Source organism: Paenibacillus sp. FSL R5-0766 (assembly GCF_037971845.1).
Lineage (GTDB): Bacteria > Bacillota > Bacilli > Paenibacillales > Paenibacillaceae > Paenibacillus.
Genome location: NZ_CP150227.1, coordinates 1,842,376 through 1,858,346 on the forward strand (window position 1 = coordinate 1,842,376; position 15,971 = coordinate 1,858,346).

Here is a 15,971-nt window from a genome sequence, read left to right on the forward strand (position 1 = left end):
TGAGTGGGATATGTGGATACTGGAAGCCAAAAAAATTCATAAAGTCTATGGTAATAAACTGAATAAACAGGAAGTGCTGAAGGGGATTGATCTTGGAGTAAGCAAGGGAGAGTTTGTTGGTATTATGGGGCCTTCGGGTTCGGGTAAAACAACGCTGCTTAATGTACTTTCCTCCATCGATCGGGTGAGCCAGGGCACGATCGATATTGAGGGCAAGGAATTCACCGGAATGAAGGAGAAACAGCTGGCTGAGTTCCGCAAACATCATCTGGGCTTTATTTTTCAGGAATATAATCTTCTGGATACCCTTACGGTGAAGGAAAATGTATTATTACCGCTCTCGATCACCAGCATTCCAAAGCAGGAGGCACACCGGAAGTTTGAACAGATTGCCCGTGAACTGGGAATCTACGAGTTGAAAGACAAGTATCCATCTGAGATTTCAGGGGGTCAGAAGCAGCGGACTTCGGCAGCACGGGCATTTGTCCACGAACCGAGTATCATTTTTGCGGATGAGCCGACAGGAGCACTGGATTCCAAGTCCGCTTCGGATCTGCTCGGCAAGTTAAGTGAGATGAACAGCGCACGAAAAGCGACTATTATTATGGTTACCCATGATCCGGTTGCCGCAAGTTATTGCAGCAGAGTGATCTTTATTCGAGACGGTCAGATCTACACCCAGTTGAATAAAGGAGACGAGTCACGGCAATCGTTCTTCAACGATATTATCAAAACCCAGGGCGTATTGGGTGGTGTACAGCAATGAGCTTGAATTATATTATCTTCCGCAATCTCAGAAAAAATCTGAAGAATTATTATCTCTATGTATTTGCGCTTGTGTTCAGTGTGGCCTTGTATTTTTCCTTTGTGACGTTACAGTATGATCCTTCCATGGATGAGGTGGCTGCTTCAACAAAAGGTGCGGCGGCTATAGGCGCATCTTCGGTACTGTTAGTCGTCATTGTCGGCATCTTTTTGCTCTTTGCCAATACGATCTTTATCAAGCGGCGTAGCAAAGAAATTGGATTATTTCAATTGATCGGACTGACGAAAGGCAGAATTTTTGGTATTTTGAGTGCGGAGAACAGTATTCTTTATTTTGGCTCCATGGCCATTGGTGTGTTAGTTGGGTTTCTTGCGTCCAAGCTGGTATTGATGATATTGTTCAAAATTCTCGGTGTGGATACGATTACGAAATTGTACTTCTCTCCGATGGCACTGATGCAAACGGTGATTGTCTTTACGATAATGTATTTGCTCATCATGCTGATGAACTACACTTTTATCAAGAGACAGAGCATTCTCTCGCTCTTTCGGGTGTCGGCCACTTCGGAGCAGCAGGTGCAGAAGATGTCTGTCGGACAGATGATTGTTGGCGTCTTGGGTATTGCTCTGATTGTGTATGGATACATCATGTCTGCACGGCTGTTCAGCGGTGAGGCAATGGATATGCAGCAATTGATGTATACGATGATCCTGATTCTCTTCTCGGTCATACTGGGGACATACCTGTTCTATAAGGGTTCGGTAAGTTTTATTTTTAATCTGATTCGCAAAAGTAAAAACGGATACCTTACCATTCATGAGGTGTTGTCTTTATCTTCAATCATGTTCCGCATGAAATCTAATGCATTGCTGCTCACGATTATTACAACCGTATCGGCGCTCGCTATTGGCATGCTGTCACTCAGTTACATTTCGTATTATTCGGCAGAGGCTCAGGCGAAGGAAAGCTTGCCGGAGGATTTCTCTTTTGCTCAGGCGGAGGTGAAAAATCGCTTTGTAACGGAGTTGGAACACAAACAGATTCCATATGAAGAGAAGCATAGACAGCCCATTTACATTGAAATTGATGCACAAGCAGTGATGGATGAGTCCATGACGGAACAATACCTGTTCAGTAGTGTAGTCAGTGACAAAATGGTAGATAACATCGATCTGCAACCAGGTGAAGTGGTCTTCATGGGATATGGAAATGCCATTCAGCAGTTGATTTCCATTCAGGAGACAGGTCCAATCGTCTTGCATGGGTTGAAGCGAACGCTAGAGCAACAACTGATCGGAACCACCAAACAGGGAGTGCTTCCTTCGTACTACACTGGGGGGACGCCAGTTGCGGTAGTGGATGAAACGGTATATCAGCAGCTGCGACAGGATATCGATCCCGAGCTGCAGAAACCCGAGCGGATTGACTACTATGGTGTGCGTATTCTAAACGAGGGGCAGGCTGAAGAGGCATATGCCGTATATAAGGAGCTACAGTTGGAAGCACCGAGCTTCTCCCAGATTGAGTTCAGAAATAACCAACGTAACAATATGGGCTTAATTATGTTCATTGTTGGTTTCCTTGGTTTGACGTTCTTAATCACATCGGGATGTATCCTGTACTTTAAACAAATGAACGAGAGTGAAGAGGAGAAGGGCAATTATACCATTCTTCGTAAACTTGGATTTACACAAAGCAATCTGTTGAGGGGAATTCAGATCAAGCAGTTGTTTAACTTCGGTATTCCGCTTGTGGTGGGATTGAGTCATAGTTACTTTGCCGTGAAATCAGGTTGGTTTTTCTTTGGTACGGAGCTGGCGACACCAACGGTCATTGTCATGATAGTCTATACATTGTTATATTCGATTTTTGGTCTGTTGTCTGTGTGGTACTATAAACGGGTGATTAAGGAAGCTTTATAGAATTGGCATCAGGAGTATGCTGATTTATCAAAAATAGATTGAGTAAAGGGCAGTTGTATTGTTTACAGACTGCTCTTTTTTCTTTTTCTAAGTATAATGCCTCATGAAAAAAAAGGATGATTATGGAATTGAGTCGAAATGACGATAGAGTCCATGCTTCTGATTCATGTATAACGGTGAAACGAGGGAGTGAAGTAGCGTGCCTGGAATTCTATATGCCTCGAAGAAAGAATTAAGTGAGACGATTCGACGCACCTATGTATTGTTTGAGGGTGAATTCAATGACATCCATAACAGTGACAAAGATAAGTGGGTTGAAGGTGTAGATAAGACGCCTGCCCAGATGATCTCCTACCAGTTAGGATGGATGAACCTGGTGATGGATTGGGAGCGAAATGAACAGTTGGGACATGAATGTCATATGCCTGCACCAGGGTATAAATGGAACCAACTGGGGCAATTAAATGAATCATTTTACGAAAAGTATTCAGGCTATACGCTGGAGGAGTTACGCTCTTTGTTTCGGGAGACAGAACAACAATGGCAGAACTGGATTGACTCGCTGAGCGAAGAGGAATTATTTGTACAAGGGATGAGACAGTGGACGGGTACCAAGCCTGGATGGGCCATGGTGAAGTGGATCCAGATTAATTCGGTAGCTCCTTTTAAATCCTTTCGGACCCGATTACGTAAATGGAAAAGAGGTCACTTAGCCAACATGGATGAGAGGAGAATAGATGTCTAATGAATCTGGCAAATAAAATCACGTTGGCTAGAATCGCGTTGATTCCATTGTTTATGATCTGTTTTCTCAATCAGCAAAGCGTGATGATTGCACTAATTATATTTGCAGTAGCAGCAGGTACGGATAAATTGGATGGATATGTGGCGAGGAAATATAATCAGATCACGAATCTGGGAAAGTTGCTTGATCCGCTGGCGGATAAACTGTTGATTGCGGTAGCGCTGGTCATGATGGTTCAGGAGAATATGATCAGTTCATGGATTGCTGTAATCATTATAGGACGTGAAATTGTCATTACTGCATTGCGAATGGTAGCCACAGAACAGGGTATTGCTCTTGCAGCTGATCGTTATGGAAAAATCAAAATGGTGCTTCAGGTGGCAGCCATCATTGCCATTTTGTTGAATAATGTTCCGTTTAGTTTGCTGACTGATATCAGAGTGGATGTGGCATTGCTATGGGTTGCAACAGGCGTTACTCTCTTATCCGGAATGAATTACATTATCGTAAATTATAAACTGTTGAGATAAAAGGAGTGTTTAGGAGATGTCCCAAATAAATATTAATCCAAGTACTTCAGAGGATTCAGAGTATGTTCGCGAGCAACTTATCGCATATAATGCGACCCATGTGAGCGAGGAATTAAGGCATCGGAACGAAGAACTGAATTTAAATATCAAAAGTGAGACTGGCGAGATTGTTGCAGGTGTGCTTAGCACACTTTGCTGGAACTGGCTGGAGGTTGATATTCTTTGGGTGGATTCTGAACAACGGCATCGGGGATATGGTTCACAGTTGTTGCTTGAAGTTGAGCGAATTGCGCGCGAGAAATCTTGTGATTTTGTCATGTTGAACACCTTCTCCTATCAAGCACCGGAATTTTACAAGAAACATGGCTACCAATTGATCACAACGATCGAGAATGCACCGACCGGACACAGTCATTATTATTTTAAAAAGGACCTCATGTAAGACAAAGCGTGCGAAATAGGAAAAATCAGGAGGGTTATCATGGTTACCATTAAAGGAATCGAACTTGAAGATTTACCGGCACTAAGCCAGCTATACAATGAGTTGGTGGGAATGCCTACCAATGAACAGCAGATGAAAAAGATGTTCCATTACATACAGCAGAATGGCCATTATCATGTGCTTGGGGCATTTTACAATGGCAAACTGGTTGGGTCCGTTATGGGGGTTGAGTGTATGGATCTGGTGGGGCCATGCAAACCGTTCATGGTTGTGGAGAATGTGATTGTATCGGATCAGGTACGCAGGCAGGGCATTGGGCAGAGGTTAATGCTCCAGATTGAGCGGATTGCCAAAGATATGGGTTGTGGTTACATGATTCTGGTGTCTGGCGATCAGCGTAAGGAAGCACATATATTTTATGAGAAGTTAGGTTTCAAGGATGAGAAAGTTCAGGGTTACCGGAAGCATCTTTAACACGCACTTCATGAGAAAAGTTCTTACACAAGTGGAAGGATTACTTAAGGAACATGGCGAATAAGGCATAGTCTGAACAAAAGAATTGAATAAGAGGGAGGCACTCTCGTGTTCAAAAAATGGGCTAATGTTTTCGTGGTTCTGAGCCTGGTATTCGCCGTATGTTCCCCAACCTCCTATGCTGCCGCCAAAACGGTCAAGGTAACCGTTACGCTGGTGAGCGCAGAACTTGTCGAGAATAACTCTGTCGGTAATGAGTGGGCCATCGGAGCAAGTGTGAACGGCAAAGATCTGGAAGAGGGTTCGTCAGTCACCTTAAACCTGAAATCCACGGGTACGTTGAAACTGGAGGCCATCGCCGAAGAACAGGACAAAATTCCTGATTACGGGGATAAAAGCACCAACGTCAAACTATCTTCGTTCTCCAAATCAACCAACAAGACACTTTCCGTGGTGGTGACGGAGAACAGAGGTCGATATTCTGGTAACACAGCGACTTGGGCGTTCAAGTTTAAGATTAGCAAGAAGTGAATAGGAACCAACCGTGAGAAAAGGGAGCCGAGCTCTCTTTTTTTATGCGCAGATAATGGTGAACTGAAGGAAGACGACGTTTCGAGCAACGCTGATCTTTGTTAAACTAATGAGAACAACAGTATAGAAATAAAAGATGTATTTTCAAAAAAAGTACATAGGAGGTTAACACAATCATGCGGATCGTAGATAACATTAAAGTCTGGGGGGAGCCGCTGGAGAACGCCGTAAGTCAGGCGGTGACTTGTTCGCAATATGGAGATGTATTGGGTGTGGCTCTGATGGCCGACCATCACAAAGGTTACTCGCAACCCATCGGTGGTGTTGTCGCTTATCGGAATATGATCAGTCCGTCAGGGGTCGGATATGATATTGCTTGTGGCAACAAGGCTGTGCGCACCAATCTGATGTGGGAAGATATTCGGGATCAGATTGTAACGATCATGGATGACATCAATTCGACCATATCTTTCGGCGTGGGTCGTAACAATCCAACACGCGTGGATCATGAACTGTTCGATGACGCGAGCTGGAAGCTGTTTGATACCATTGAACCGGGATTACAACATAAGCTGAAGACACTTGCACGCAACCAACTTGGAACCGTAGGCAGTGGTAATCATTTCGTGGATATTTTTGTGGAAGAAGCAACGGGGAAGGTGTGGATTGCAAATCATTTTGGCAGCCGCGGGTTCGGTCATAAAGTGGCGAGTGGGTTCCTTAACCTTGCCGCAGGGCGTCAGTTCAGTGGCAAAGCGCCGGGCGAATCGATGGATCAACCGCCTACGTTGTTTGACCTGAACAGCGAAATGGGTGATATGTATTGGGATGGAATGACTTTGGCGGGCCGATACGCCTATGCAGGACGCGACTATGTTATTGAACAGGTGCTCGGAATTCTGGGGGCAAGTGCTGAATACGCCGTACATAACCATCACAACTTTGCCTGGAAGGAACAACACATGGGTGAAGAGGTAGTTGTGGTCCGCAAAGGTGCAACGCCACTGGCACCCGGGCAACTCGGTTTTGTTGGAGGCAGTATGGGTGATATCTCGGTAATTGTGGAAGGGATCCACAGCGAGGAGAATACCGAGTCATTCCGTAGCACTGTTCATGGGGCAGGGCGCACGATGAGCCGAACCCAGGCGGCTGGCAAAATGAATTACAAGCTGCGCACACGCATGGGTGGCGAGATTAGCGAAGCACAGATGCATGAGGCGATTCGTGCCTATGGTGTCGAACTGCGGGGAGCGGGCACAGACGAAAGTCCGTTTGTGTATAAGAAACTGCAAGACGTGCTGAACGCACATGCGAATACGCTGAAAATCAACCATGTGCTGCGCCCAGTAGGCGTCGCCATGGCCGGAGGTAATGAATTCGATCCGTATAAGGATTAGTCAGAAAAGAGGGTGAACTTAATGAGAAATTGTGCGATATATAGCTCTCAGTTTGACCTGGATCAGCTGTTTGAAGTAATTCAATCCATTTATCCTGAGGGGACGATTAAACGCCGGGAAGACAAGACTCATATTCAAGTGATTCAGAAAAAATGGCTCAGTAAAAAAACCAAAGGCTTTAATATCATGACCAGCCAGACACATCCTGAGGAATTTACGACAATGATTCAGGGGATGCTTGGATTTTTGAGTCAGATTGAGGGACGCAATGCTTCGCTCCAGGAAAAGGTATTGATCAAATGTTCCACACTGAATATGGTGGTTGGTATTGAGACGGAAGAGGATATATCGGAAGAATTCTTCGGCGAATTGTTGCAATTGGCTGATGCTCTGGATGCTGTTATCTTCTGGGGAGGTGGATCTCTGCTGAATGCACAAGGCCAGCTATTGCTGGATGTGAATGGAGAATCTGAGGTGGAGGATTACACGGTGACAGCGCACAGCAGTTTCCTTGACGGTGACAGCGCACAGCAGTTTCCTTGACGGTGACAGCCCCCAGTCGGAGTCTGGCATTCAACGTAAAGCGCGTTCAGAGCAACTGTTGACTGAACAAGGCATTCCGTATAATGCGAACTTGCCTGCAAGGGCCGGAGACGAACACACCACGATTCGGAGTAAAGAGAAAGTCGCGCGTCGTGCGGTTGCCCTATGTCTTGCCGCGCTTAAGGGAGAGTGTCTGGGAGCAGGCGAAAGTGCAGACGATACCGCAGCTCTTGTTCAGGAAGTGATCGACAAGTATGAGGCCGAATCCTTTTTCTCACCCGTAGAGAAGAGGTTTATCGACCAGCACGGAGCAGAGCAGCAGGAGATCATCTCCTTCTCTTGGGGATATGAAGCGTACCACGTGATGTTGTGGGCGCTTGGTTATGTGAAGGAACTGGGTGCACCAACGGAGTTATGTAACGTAGGGAAGGATGTCGGTTATTTGCAACAGAAGGATAGCTTTACCGACTTTCTCTCCGATGCATCTCTGCGTAACAAGAGAGAGATTCTGGATGAAGCAGATCTAATCTACCGTTATAACTGGGTGTGTGTCGATAGTCGTGTGAATGAAAAAATACCTCCCTTAGGGTTGAATGGTGGAGTGGCTTATGAACGTCATCGTGCATTGAACTGGCTGATCTGTTATCTGGATCAGGACTGGGATGATGTGCGTACAGATACGTAGAACACAACATACAACAATGCAAATACCCCTATAGCCGCACGAATACGGTTAAAGGGGTGTTTGATATTCTGCCATATTACCCACTATGCCTGCCGAACTGTTCACGAATAATGACGTCAGCAAGAATTAATTTTTTCTCGACGTTGCTTTCTGGATTCGCAATGCGCCATAACATCTGATCCACTGCACGCGCACCGAGCAACTCCTTGTTCACGTTAACTGTGGCAAGTAATGGGATATTGTCGTATAGATTATCAAATCCCGTGACAACACACTGATCGGGTACACGAATACCCATACTCTCAAGGGCTTCAATGGTGTATAGCCCATAGAAATCATTCGCACATACAAACACTTCAGGCAGGTTATCCTCACTGATCACCGAAGTGAACGTCTGGCGGAAATCATCCAATGCCTGATTACTCAACTCGGGAATCTGATGTATTTCCATTCCATGACCCATAAGCACAGAAGTATACGCAATCCAGCGTTCATAGAAGCTATGAGCATCCGCGATATTGCCAACGAACTGGAATGTTTTGAAACCCTTGCGGAGCAAATAGAGCATGATCTCTCGCATGGATGCGAAGTTATCGGTGAATATGCTGTCACTGTGAAAAACAGGGTCCAGATGATCCACCATCACAACCGGAATACTGAGACGTTTGATTTCAAGCAGAATCGGGGTCGAGATAGAGCCAACGGTAATGATTCCTCGAATGGCATCCGGGTTGAGCAGGGTAAATAGCTGGTCTGCTGAGGGTTCCGTTAAGGTCAGAATATTAATACCTTTTTGGTTCAGCTTGGAAGAGATCCCGTTAAAGACGGGTCCCCAGTATACGGAGTCTTGATTTTGGTACCGAACATTGGGAAACAAAATCAAGATCGTCCCGGTTGAACGTGTGTTCTTCGGTTCCTGAGATTCATGGCTGTTATACAGTTCACCAGACAACATGCTGTTATCTTTGAAATATCCAAGTTTGCCAGCGGCCTTGAGAATGACATCCCTCGTTTGATCGCTAACTCCCGATTTTCCAGACAAAGCTCGTGACACCGCGAATTTCGACAAACCCGTAAAATGTGCAATCTCCTGAATTGTTACCTTTGTCTTCATCATACCATCCTTACACTCGTAGTTCTGCCGTATTCCTTATTTGGAGCGATATCCAACGATTCTAGTATAGCATGATGTATTTCTCTTAATCTAATAACGGACAGAGAATTCAATATGTTAGTGATGCACAGTATTTTAGGATGAACGTTCAACGTGACGGTAAGCATATTTTCAGATAGTATGACGAATTTTGTCTACAAAATTATTATTTTGTTATTTTATAATAATAACAAAATAAACAGAGTTATAGTCATGCTTTTAATAAGTGTGTACACAGGATCGAGGGTATTGAATAAGCTGTAACACAGCTGAAATATATCTTTATCAGCATTTTATCAGAATAATTAGAAAATGTTAACAACAAAAATGTTGACGCTTACATTTCGCTGTGTTAAATTTTGTTTGTCAAAAACAAACAAGAAAATAACAAATGGTGGTGGTTCTTTATTTTCGATTGGTTGATGAATGGGGTTAACGATTTGGGGTGAACCATGATTGGTATACACATTCGGGGAGGTTGTTAAAATCATGATGAGAAGATGGAATGTTCTACCTCTGATGTTATTGGCTGTGATGCTTTTTGTATCCGCTTGCAGTGGTGGGGGGACAGCGCAGACGGGGACCGAAGCAGAGGGAACAACGAACTCAGGTAACAGCACCGAGGTCGCTGAGACAGAGAAAGAGGGCGAAGCGGAAGAAGCTGTGGTTAATGTGCCTGATCTGGGTGGGCGTGTCATCAAGGTCGCGGCCTGGTGGGACTTGAAACCGGCGGGAGAGACGGCCTCCGATAAGGCCAGACTTGATAAAATTGCAGAGGTCGAGAAGAAATACAACGTAAAACTGGAGTTTGTTAACGTACCTTTTGAAGAATACATGAACAAATTCACAACGTCTGCACTGGCTGGCGAACCGTTCGCCGACATCGTTCAGATGGAGTACAAATCCGCATTACCCGCCATCCTCAAAGGGCAACTATTGCCCATCTCCGAATTCACTACACCTGAGAATAACATCAACCAAGAGGCTAACCTGATTGCAAAATTTCCTGCCATTGCAGGCAACGAATATGCCTTCGAATCTCCAACCAGCATTGGTCTGGGACTTCACTATAACCGTGACTTGTTCAAAAAATTATCTTTGCCTGATCCTCAAGAATTGTATAACCAAGGCAAATGGGATTGGGATAAATTCTTGGAGCTTGCCAAACAGGCAACCAAAGATACGGATAATGACGGCAAAACAGATGTATACGGATTTTCTGGCTGGGCCCTTGATGTCGTTCGTCATTTTACTGCAGCCAACGGTGGAACCATCGTGGATGATACCAATAGCAAAGAAGGATTATCCGATCCGAAAACGATTGAAGCTGCCGAATTCGTCAAACGCCTGTATAACGTGGAAAATGTCGTGAAGGTCAAAACCGGCGACAAAACCAACTGGGAGGAAAGCAATACGTTCAAAGATGGAGATGTAGCTCTGTTCACCGCTGCTGAATGGCAGTTGGGCGATCTCACCTTTGCTGTCGGCGTTGTACCAATTCCGAACGGGCCACAGGGGAGCAAAGAGGTAACGTATGCAAACAACGCGGCATCGGCGAAGTTCATTCCAAAAGGTGTGGAAGATCCAAAAATCGTCTACCAAATCTATGAAGAGACCTTCGACATCCCGCAGATTGAAGAGTATCCAGGTCAAGATTATCTGGAGAGTCGTTATACCGACGAGAAGGATATTGCGATCATTCGCGAGCACATCGCTGGAACCGGCCGCATCTTGCTGGATGATGCCTACACAGGATACCCTTTCGGGGATTATGTGAACGATATCATCAAAAACAATGCTTCCGTGACAGCAACAGCCGAGAAATACAAAGCACAGGCACAAGCTGCAATTGATAAACTCGGCAAACAATAACAACACTTATCACCAGCAAACGATTCAGGCAGGGGCTCGTGTCGGCAATGTTGCACGGAGTCCCTTTTCCTGAACCACCAAATCGGCATTGCTGGCATCAGCCTTGATGAGGAGGACTCGTAGGATGGCTGGAATTCTACAACGTAAGACATGGATATTGTCCACAGTAATCATCGTGGCGGCAGCCTGCATCATTCTATATGTAACTTCGGGAGCTGATGGAAAGAGTGCAGACGTTCCGCCTGGCAGTCTGCCTGCCATTGAAGTGGATGCAGTCTTGCAGCAGACCCGGCAGAAAAAGGGGTACGAACAATATCGATCCGGAACCGATCAGGCTACACAGCCGAATGTGGACATCACCATTGAAGCAGCAGATTACATAAAAGCCGAAGGTGAAGACGTCCGCAAACTGACTAATTATGAGGGAATGGATGGTGTATCTCTCCATACCGGAGAGACCGGACAAGTCGATTGGACGATTAATGTGCCGGAGACCGGGCTGTATAACCTGTCCGCCATCTATTATCCCGTTGAAGGCAAGAGTTCGGCCATTGAGCGTGCGTTGTACATTGATGGTGAACTTCCTTTTGCGGAAGCCGCCTATTTGCAGTTTGACCGGGTGTGGGCGAATGAGAAAGATGTCGTGGAGCAGGACAATCAAGGTAATGACCTACGCCCGAGACAAGTGGAGCAACCACACTGGATGGAAGAAACGTTTCAGGACTCCGACGGGTACGAACAGGCTCCATTCAAGTTTTATTTGGAAAAAGGGGAACACACGCTAACGCTAAAATCATCGCGTGAACCCATGGTGATTCGGTCCATTCGTCTTTTCAATGAGAAGACAGCCGTTCCTTACACAGAGACTGCAGGGGCACAACAGTCGGATACTTCCGGGCAGCCGAAGGATGTACTTATTCGCATTGAAGGAGAAGCCGCAATTGCCAAATCTTCACCTACGTTATACCCGACAAGCGAAAGATCAAGTTCTGCTGTATCTCCCTATAGCGCTTCCCAGGTACGCATCAATACGATTGGCGGCTTTAACTGGCGTCTGCCAGGGCAGTGGATCGAATGGGAAGTGGATGTGCCGGAGGGTGGACTGTATCATATCGGTTTTACCGCACAGCAGAATTTTGTCAAAGGCATCTATTCTACACGCAAGCTCACCATTGATGGTGAAGTTCCGTTTGCAGAGATGGCGAAAGTACCTTTCCGTTATCAAAGTGACTATCGTATTGACGTGATGGGCGGCAAGGAAGCATACAAGTTTCAATTGGACAAAGGAAAACATGTGCTACGGCTGGAGAACAGCCTTGGTGACTTTGCACCGCTTATCCGCAATGTGGAGGACAGTCTGTACAACTTGAACTCCATGTACCGACGCATTCTGATGATTACAGGTACCAAGCCTGATGAATTCCGGGATTACCGGGTGGAGAAACAGATTCCGAACCTGCTGGAAGTATTCAGCGGAGAAAGTAAACGTCTCAAGGACGTGGCTGCACAGCTTCGTCTTCTGTCAGGACAGTCCAGCGATCAGGAAGCGCTGATCAAGACGATGGCTCTGCAACTGGACGAGATGATTGACAAGCCGGATACCATTCCAAGACGGCTTGCGGCTTACAAAACCAACACGGGCGGTCTCGGCACATGGGTGCAGCAGGCACGAGAGCAACCTCTTGAGATTGACGCACTGTACGTCACTTCGATTGGCCAAGATATTCCCGGAACAGGTATGGGGCCACTCGCCAAGCTTGGTCATGAAGCAAAGATATTCTATCATTCGTTCTTCATTGATTATAACCAGATCGGCAATGTAGCGACATCGGAAGATCAGCGCACGGTAACGGTCTGGATTGGTAGCGGACGTGATCAGGCGAATACGATGAAAGCGATGATTGACAAGACCTTCACACCAGACAGTGGTATCAATGTCAATCTGAAGCTGGTGAATATGGGAACCTTGCTGCCAGCGACGTTGTCCGGTGAAGGTCCGGATGTAGCGATGCAGATCGGCAATGATCTGCCGGTGAACTTTGCGATGCGGAACTCGGCTGTAGATCTGACGCAATTCAGTGATTATAGCACCGTGGAACAGGAGTTCAGGGAAAGTGCAATCGTGCCTTATGCCTATGATTCAGGCGTATATGCCCTGCCGGAAACGCAAACTTTTAACATGCTGTTTTATCGTAAAGACGTGCTCAAAGAACTCGGACTTGAAGTGCCTCAGAACTGGGAGGATGTCGAAGCTCTGCTCGCGATTCTGAGCAAAAATCATATGGAATTTGGTATGCCGATCGTGACTCAGGCGAATATGCAGGGTGTTAATATTCCGCCGAACTCGCAGTATGCCACGATGCTGCTCCAGAACGGCGGCGCCTTCTATCGTAACGATGACAAAGAGTCGGATCTGGATTCCCGGATTGGGATCGAGACGTTCAAGCAGTGGACGGAGTTCTATACCGATTACAAGCTGGAGCGGGAATATGATTTTGCCAACCGTTTCCGGACAGGACAGATGCCTATTGGACTAACGGATTACACGATGTACAACCAGTTGTCCGTATTTGCACCGGAGATTCGGGGACTGTGGGGATTCGTTCCTGTCCCGGGAACCGTTCAAGCAGATGGAACCTTGAATCGGGACGTACCGGGTGGAGGCAGCGCAGTCATGATGCTGGAGGGTGCCAAGGATCAGGACGCGGCGTGGGAGTTCATGAAGTGGTGGACCAGTACACCGATTCAGGCTGAATTCGGACGGGAGATGGAAGGACTGATGGGTGCAGCTGCCCGTTATCCAACGGCCAACATCAAGGCACTGGATTCCCTGCCGTGGCCTGCGGAGGATTACGCCAATCTCAAGGCACAATTCGAAACGGTGAAGGGCGTTCCTGAAGTACCCGGTGGTTATTTTACAGGCCGCCATCTGTTCAATGCATTTTACAAAACCGTTGTTGGCCAAGTGGAAGCCAGGGAATCCATTATGGATTATACCCAATATATTCAGGACGAGATTCGCGTCAAACGTAATGAATTTGGTCTTCCGTAAGCAGAGGGAGGGTTAATCGTGCCACAAATATCACTCCGAGACGGACAAAACAGTCCTCCTGAGAAAGCGTCAAGGATGGGCATGAAATCGTGGTGGAGCTGGAAGCTCCAGGAAATGAAGGCCAGCAAACATTCTTATGTTCTGCTTGCACCTTATATGCTCCTGTTCCTCATGTTTACCGTGATTCCGGTTGTCATCTCGATCATACTCAGCTTCACCTACTTTAACATGCTGGAATTCCCGCGTTTTATTGGCTGGCAGAACTATACTCGCCTGTTTCTGGAGGATGATGTATTCCTGATTGCAATCAAGAATACGTTGTTGTTCGCCATCATTACCGGACCGATCAGTTATATTGCCTGTTTTGTCTTCGCGTGGATCATTAATGAGTTAACACCGAAATGGAGAGCGTTCATGACGCTGATCTTCTACGCGCCCTCCATTTCGGGCAATGTGTATTTTATCTGGCTGATGATCTTCTCGGGAGATCGTTATGGTATTGCCAATGGCCTGTTGATCAAATGGGGTTTTCTGCTGGAGCCAATCCAGTGGCTGAAGACGGAAGCCTACATTATGCCTATTCTCATTCTCGTGCAGCTATGGCTGAGTCTCGGAACCGGATTTCTTGCGTTTATCGCTGGTTTGCAGACGGTGGACCGGACATTGTACGAAGCGGGAGCGGTGGATGGGATCAAGAATCGCTGGCAGGAACTATGGTACATTACCCTGCCTTCGATGCGTCCACAGTTGATGTTCGGCGCAGTCATTCAGCTGACAACCTCGTTTGCCGTGGCCGATGTGTCGATCGCGCTGGCCGGGTTCCCAAGTGTGAACTATGCAGCAGAGACTGTGGTGACCCATTTGATCGACTTTGGTACTACGCGGTTTGAGATGGGGTATGCATCAGCAATTGCCACCGTGCTGTTCATGATTATGGTGGGCACCAACTTGCTGGTCCAGAAACTGCTTCGAAGGGTGGGAGAATAGCTATGGCTGCAATTGCGACAGGCAAAAAGCGGGTGAATCGCTCGCTATCGGGAAGCCTCTCCCTGTTTGCCCTTCTGCTCGTATTTGGTGCCTTTATGGTGCTGCCGCTGATCTATGCAATCAACAATGCATTCAAACCATTGGATGAGATTTTCACCTTTCCACCAACGCTGTTTGTCAAAAATCCGACGTTCAGCAACTTTACAGATCTGCTGAATCTGCTGAGTGACTCGTGGGTGCCGTTCTCACGTTATATATTCAACACGGTGTTTATTACAGGCATCGGTATCGTAGGCCATGTGCTACTGGCTTCCGCAGCGGCGTACCCACTTGCCAAACACAAGTTTCCGGGCAAAGTATTCATGTTCCAAGTGGTCGTACTGTCACTGATGTTCACACCTGCGGTAACGGCAATTCCAAACTATATGATCATGTCATGGCTCGGATGGATCGACACGTACTGGGCTGTTATTATTCCGGCATTTGCCTATTCACTCGGGTTGTATCTGATGAAACAGTTCATGGAGCAGATCCCGGATGCGCTGCTGGAAGCAGCCAAGATTGACGGTGCCAGTGAATACCGGATCTTCTGGTCCATTGTCATGCCCAATGTGAAACCAGCCTGGCTTACATTGATCATTCTGCTGTTTCAGATGTTATGGGGCAGTGATGGCAATGGGTACATCTACAGCGAGCAGCTCAAGACCCTGCATTATGCAGCAGGTCAGATTATTCAGGGCGGAATATCCCGGGCAGGAGCGGGTGCTGCGGTAGCACTGATTTTGATGAGTGTGCCGATCACGCTATTTATTTTCTCTCAGAGCCGAATCATTGAGACGATGGCGAGTTCGGGCATGAAGGATTAAGGGGGA

The 15,971-nt window shown here is 46.6% G+C and carries 15 protein-coding genes; 14 read left to right on the plus strand and 1 reads right to left on the minus strand.

From position 1 onward, the window contains the following. Nucleotides 1–10: 10 nt before the first annotated feature. The 10 genes from MKY66_RS08400 to MKY66_RS08445 all read left to right on the plus strand — a co-directional run bounded on the left by MKY66_RS08400 (nt 11) and on the right by MKY66_RS08445 (nt 8,035). On the plus strand, nt 11–766 hold the full coding sequence (locus tag MKY66_RS08400) for an ABC transporter ATP-binding protein (RefSeq protein WP_076209272.1): 756 nt from the start codon (nt 11–13) through the stop codon (nt 764–766). After that, the gene (locus MKY66_RS08405; RefSeq protein ID WP_076209271.1) at nt 763–2,688 is read left to right on the plus strand and encodes an ABC transporter permease; all 1,926 of its coding nucleotides are present in this window, start codon (nt 763–765) and stop codon (nt 2,686–2,688) included. Before MKY66_RS08400 ends, MKY66_RS08405 begins: the two co-directional genes overlap by 4 nt. Nucleotides 2,689–2,887: 199 nt before the next feature. Next, complete coding sequence (locus MKY66_RS08410; RefSeq protein ID WP_076209270.1) at nt 2,888–3,433, plus strand: ClbS/DfsB family four-helix bundle protein; 546 nt, start codon at nt 2,888–2,890, stop codon at nt 3,431–3,433. Then, nucleotides 3,433–3,963, plus strand: a complete 531-nt coding sequence (gene pgsA, locus MKY66_RS08415) for a CDP-diacylglycerol--glycerol-3-phosphate 3-phosphatidyltransferase (RefSeq protein WP_036610288.1) — start codon at nt 3,433–3,435, stop codon at nt 3,961–3,963. Before MKY66_RS08410 ends, pgsA begins: the two co-directional genes overlap by 1 nt. Before the next feature lie 16 nt (nt 3,964–3,979). Beyond that, a complete protein-coding gene (locus MKY66_RS08420) occupies nt 3,980–4,405 on the plus strand; it encodes a GNAT family N-acetyltransferase (protein WP_076209269.1) in 426 nt (141 codons plus the stop codon). A gap of 39 nt (nt 4,406–4,444) precedes the next feature. Then, nucleotides 4,445–4,879 (plus strand): GNAT family N-acetyltransferase, encoded by a 435-nt coding sequence (locus MKY66_RS08425; protein WP_076209268.1) that lies wholly within the window; start codon nt 4,445–4,447, stop codon nt 4,877–4,879. Nucleotides 4,880–4,987: 108 nt separating this feature from the next. Beyond that, nucleotides 4,988–5,410 carry a hypothetical protein gene (locus MKY66_RS08430; protein ID WP_076209267.1) on the plus strand — a complete coding sequence of 141 codons (423 nt, stop codon included), beginning with the start codon at nt 4,988–4,990 and terminating at the stop codon, nt 5,408–5,410. A 176-nt stretch (nt 5,411–5,586) separates the two neighbouring features. Continuing rightward, nucleotides 5,587–6,807, plus strand: a complete 1,221-nt coding sequence (locus MKY66_RS08435; RefSeq protein WP_076209266.1) for an RtcB family protein — start codon at nt 5,587–5,589, stop codon at nt 6,805–6,807. Nucleotides 6,808–6,828: 21 nt separating this feature from the next. Then, nucleotides 6,829–7,350 carry a hypothetical protein gene (locus MKY66_RS08440; RefSeq protein ID WP_256704121.1) on the plus strand — a complete coding sequence of 174 codons (522 nt, stop codon included), beginning with the start codon at nt 6,829–6,831 and terminating at the stop codon, nt 7,348–7,350. Then, nucleotides 7,325–8,035 (plus strand): DUF4272 domain-containing protein, encoded by a 711-nt coding sequence (locus MKY66_RS08445; RefSeq protein ID WP_256704120.1) that lies wholly within the window; start codon nt 7,325–7,327, stop codon nt 8,033–8,035. Before MKY66_RS08440 ends, MKY66_RS08445 begins: the two co-directional genes overlap by 26 nt. A 76-nt stretch (nt 8,036–8,111) precedes the next feature. On the opposite strand, the gene MKY66_RS08450 is transcribed toward MKY66_RS08445, so the two are convergent. Then, the gene (locus MKY66_RS08450) at nt 8,112–9,152 is read right to left on the minus strand and encodes a LacI family DNA-binding transcriptional regulator (protein ID WP_256704119.1); all 1,041 of its coding nucleotides are present in this window, start codon (nt 9,150–9,152) and stop codon (nt 8,112–8,114) included. Between the two features lie 528 nt (nt 9,153–9,680). Between MKY66_RS08450 and MKY66_RS08455 the strand changes: the two genes are divergently transcribed. The 4 genes from MKY66_RS08455 to MKY66_RS08470 all read left to right on the plus strand — a co-directional run bounded on the left by MKY66_RS08455 (nt 9,681) and on the right by MKY66_RS08470 (nt 15,965). Further along, nucleotides 9,681–11,060 carry an extracellular solute-binding protein gene (locus tag MKY66_RS08455; protein ID WP_076209521.1) on the plus strand — a complete coding sequence of 460 codons (1,380 nt, stop codon included), beginning with the start codon at nt 9,681–9,683 and terminating at the stop codon, nt 11,058–11,060. Nucleotides 11,061–11,184: 124 nt separating this feature from the next. Next, nucleotides 11,185–14,112, plus strand: coding sequence for an extracellular solute-binding protein (locus tag MKY66_RS08460; protein WP_076209264.1), 2,928 nt, complete (start codon nt 11,185–11,187; stop codon nt 14,110–14,112). Between the two features lie 75 nt (nt 14,113–14,187). Further along, a complete protein-coding gene (locus MKY66_RS08465) occupies nt 14,188–15,099 on the plus strand; it encodes a sugar ABC transporter permease (RefSeq protein ID WP_047842211.1) in 912 nt (303 codons plus the stop codon). A gap of 2 nt (nt 15,100–15,101) precedes the next feature. Next, nucleotides 15,102–15,965 (plus strand): carbohydrate ABC transporter permease, encoded by an 864-nt coding sequence (locus MKY66_RS08470; protein ID WP_017689719.1) that lies wholly within the window; start codon nt 15,102–15,104, stop codon nt 15,963–15,965. Nucleotides 15,966–15,971: the final 6 nt, after the last annotated feature.

Bases quoted from the DNA above. Each gene is read 5' to 3' on its own strand.
- MKY66_RS08460 (WP_076209264.1), top strand. From the start codon at position 11,185: ATGGCTGGAATTCTACAACGTAAGACATGGATATTGTCCACAGTAATC.
- MKY66_RS08465 (WP_047842211.1), top strand. From the start codon at position 14,188: ATGGGCATGAAATCGTGGTGGAGCTGGAAGCTCCAGGAAATGAAGGCC.
- MKY66_RS08420 (WP_076209269.1), top strand. From the start codon at position 3,980: ATGTCCCAAATAAATATTAATCCAAGTACTTCAGAGGATTCAGAGTAT.
- MKY66_RS08455 (WP_076209521.1), top strand. From the start codon at position 9,681: ATGAGAAGATGGAATGTTCTACCTCTGATGTTATTGGCTGTGATGCTT.
- MKY66_RS08440 (WP_256704121.1), top strand. From the start codon at position 6,829: ATGAGAAATTGTGCGATATATAGCTCTCAGTTTGACCTGGATCAGCTG.
- MKY66_RS08400 (WP_076209272.1), top strand. From the start codon at position 11: ATGTGGATACTGGAAGCCAAAAAAATTCATAAAGTCTATGGTAATAAA.
- MKY66_RS08470 (WP_017689719.1), top strand. From the start codon at position 15,102: ATGGCTGCAATTGCGACAGGCAAAAAGCGGGTGAATCGCTCGCTATCG.
- MKY66_RS08450 (WP_256704119.1), bottom strand. From the start codon at position 9,152: ATGATGAAGACAAAGGTAACAATTCAGGAGATTGCACATTTTACGGGT.
- MKY66_RS08435 (WP_076209266.1), top strand. From the start codon at position 5,587: ATGCGGATCGTAGATAACATTAAAGTCTGGGGGGAGCCGCTGGAGAAC.
- pgsA (WP_036610288.1), top strand. From the start codon at position 3,433: ATGAATCTGGCAAATAAAATCACGTTGGCTAGAATCGCGTTGATTCCA.
- MKY66_RS08405 (WP_076209271.1), top strand. From the start codon at position 763: ATGAGCTTGAATTATATTATCTTCCGCAATCTCAGAAAAAATCTGAAG.
- MKY66_RS08425 (WP_076209268.1), top strand. From the start codon at position 4,445: ATGGTTACCATTAAAGGAATCGAACTTGAAGATTTACCGGCACTAAGC.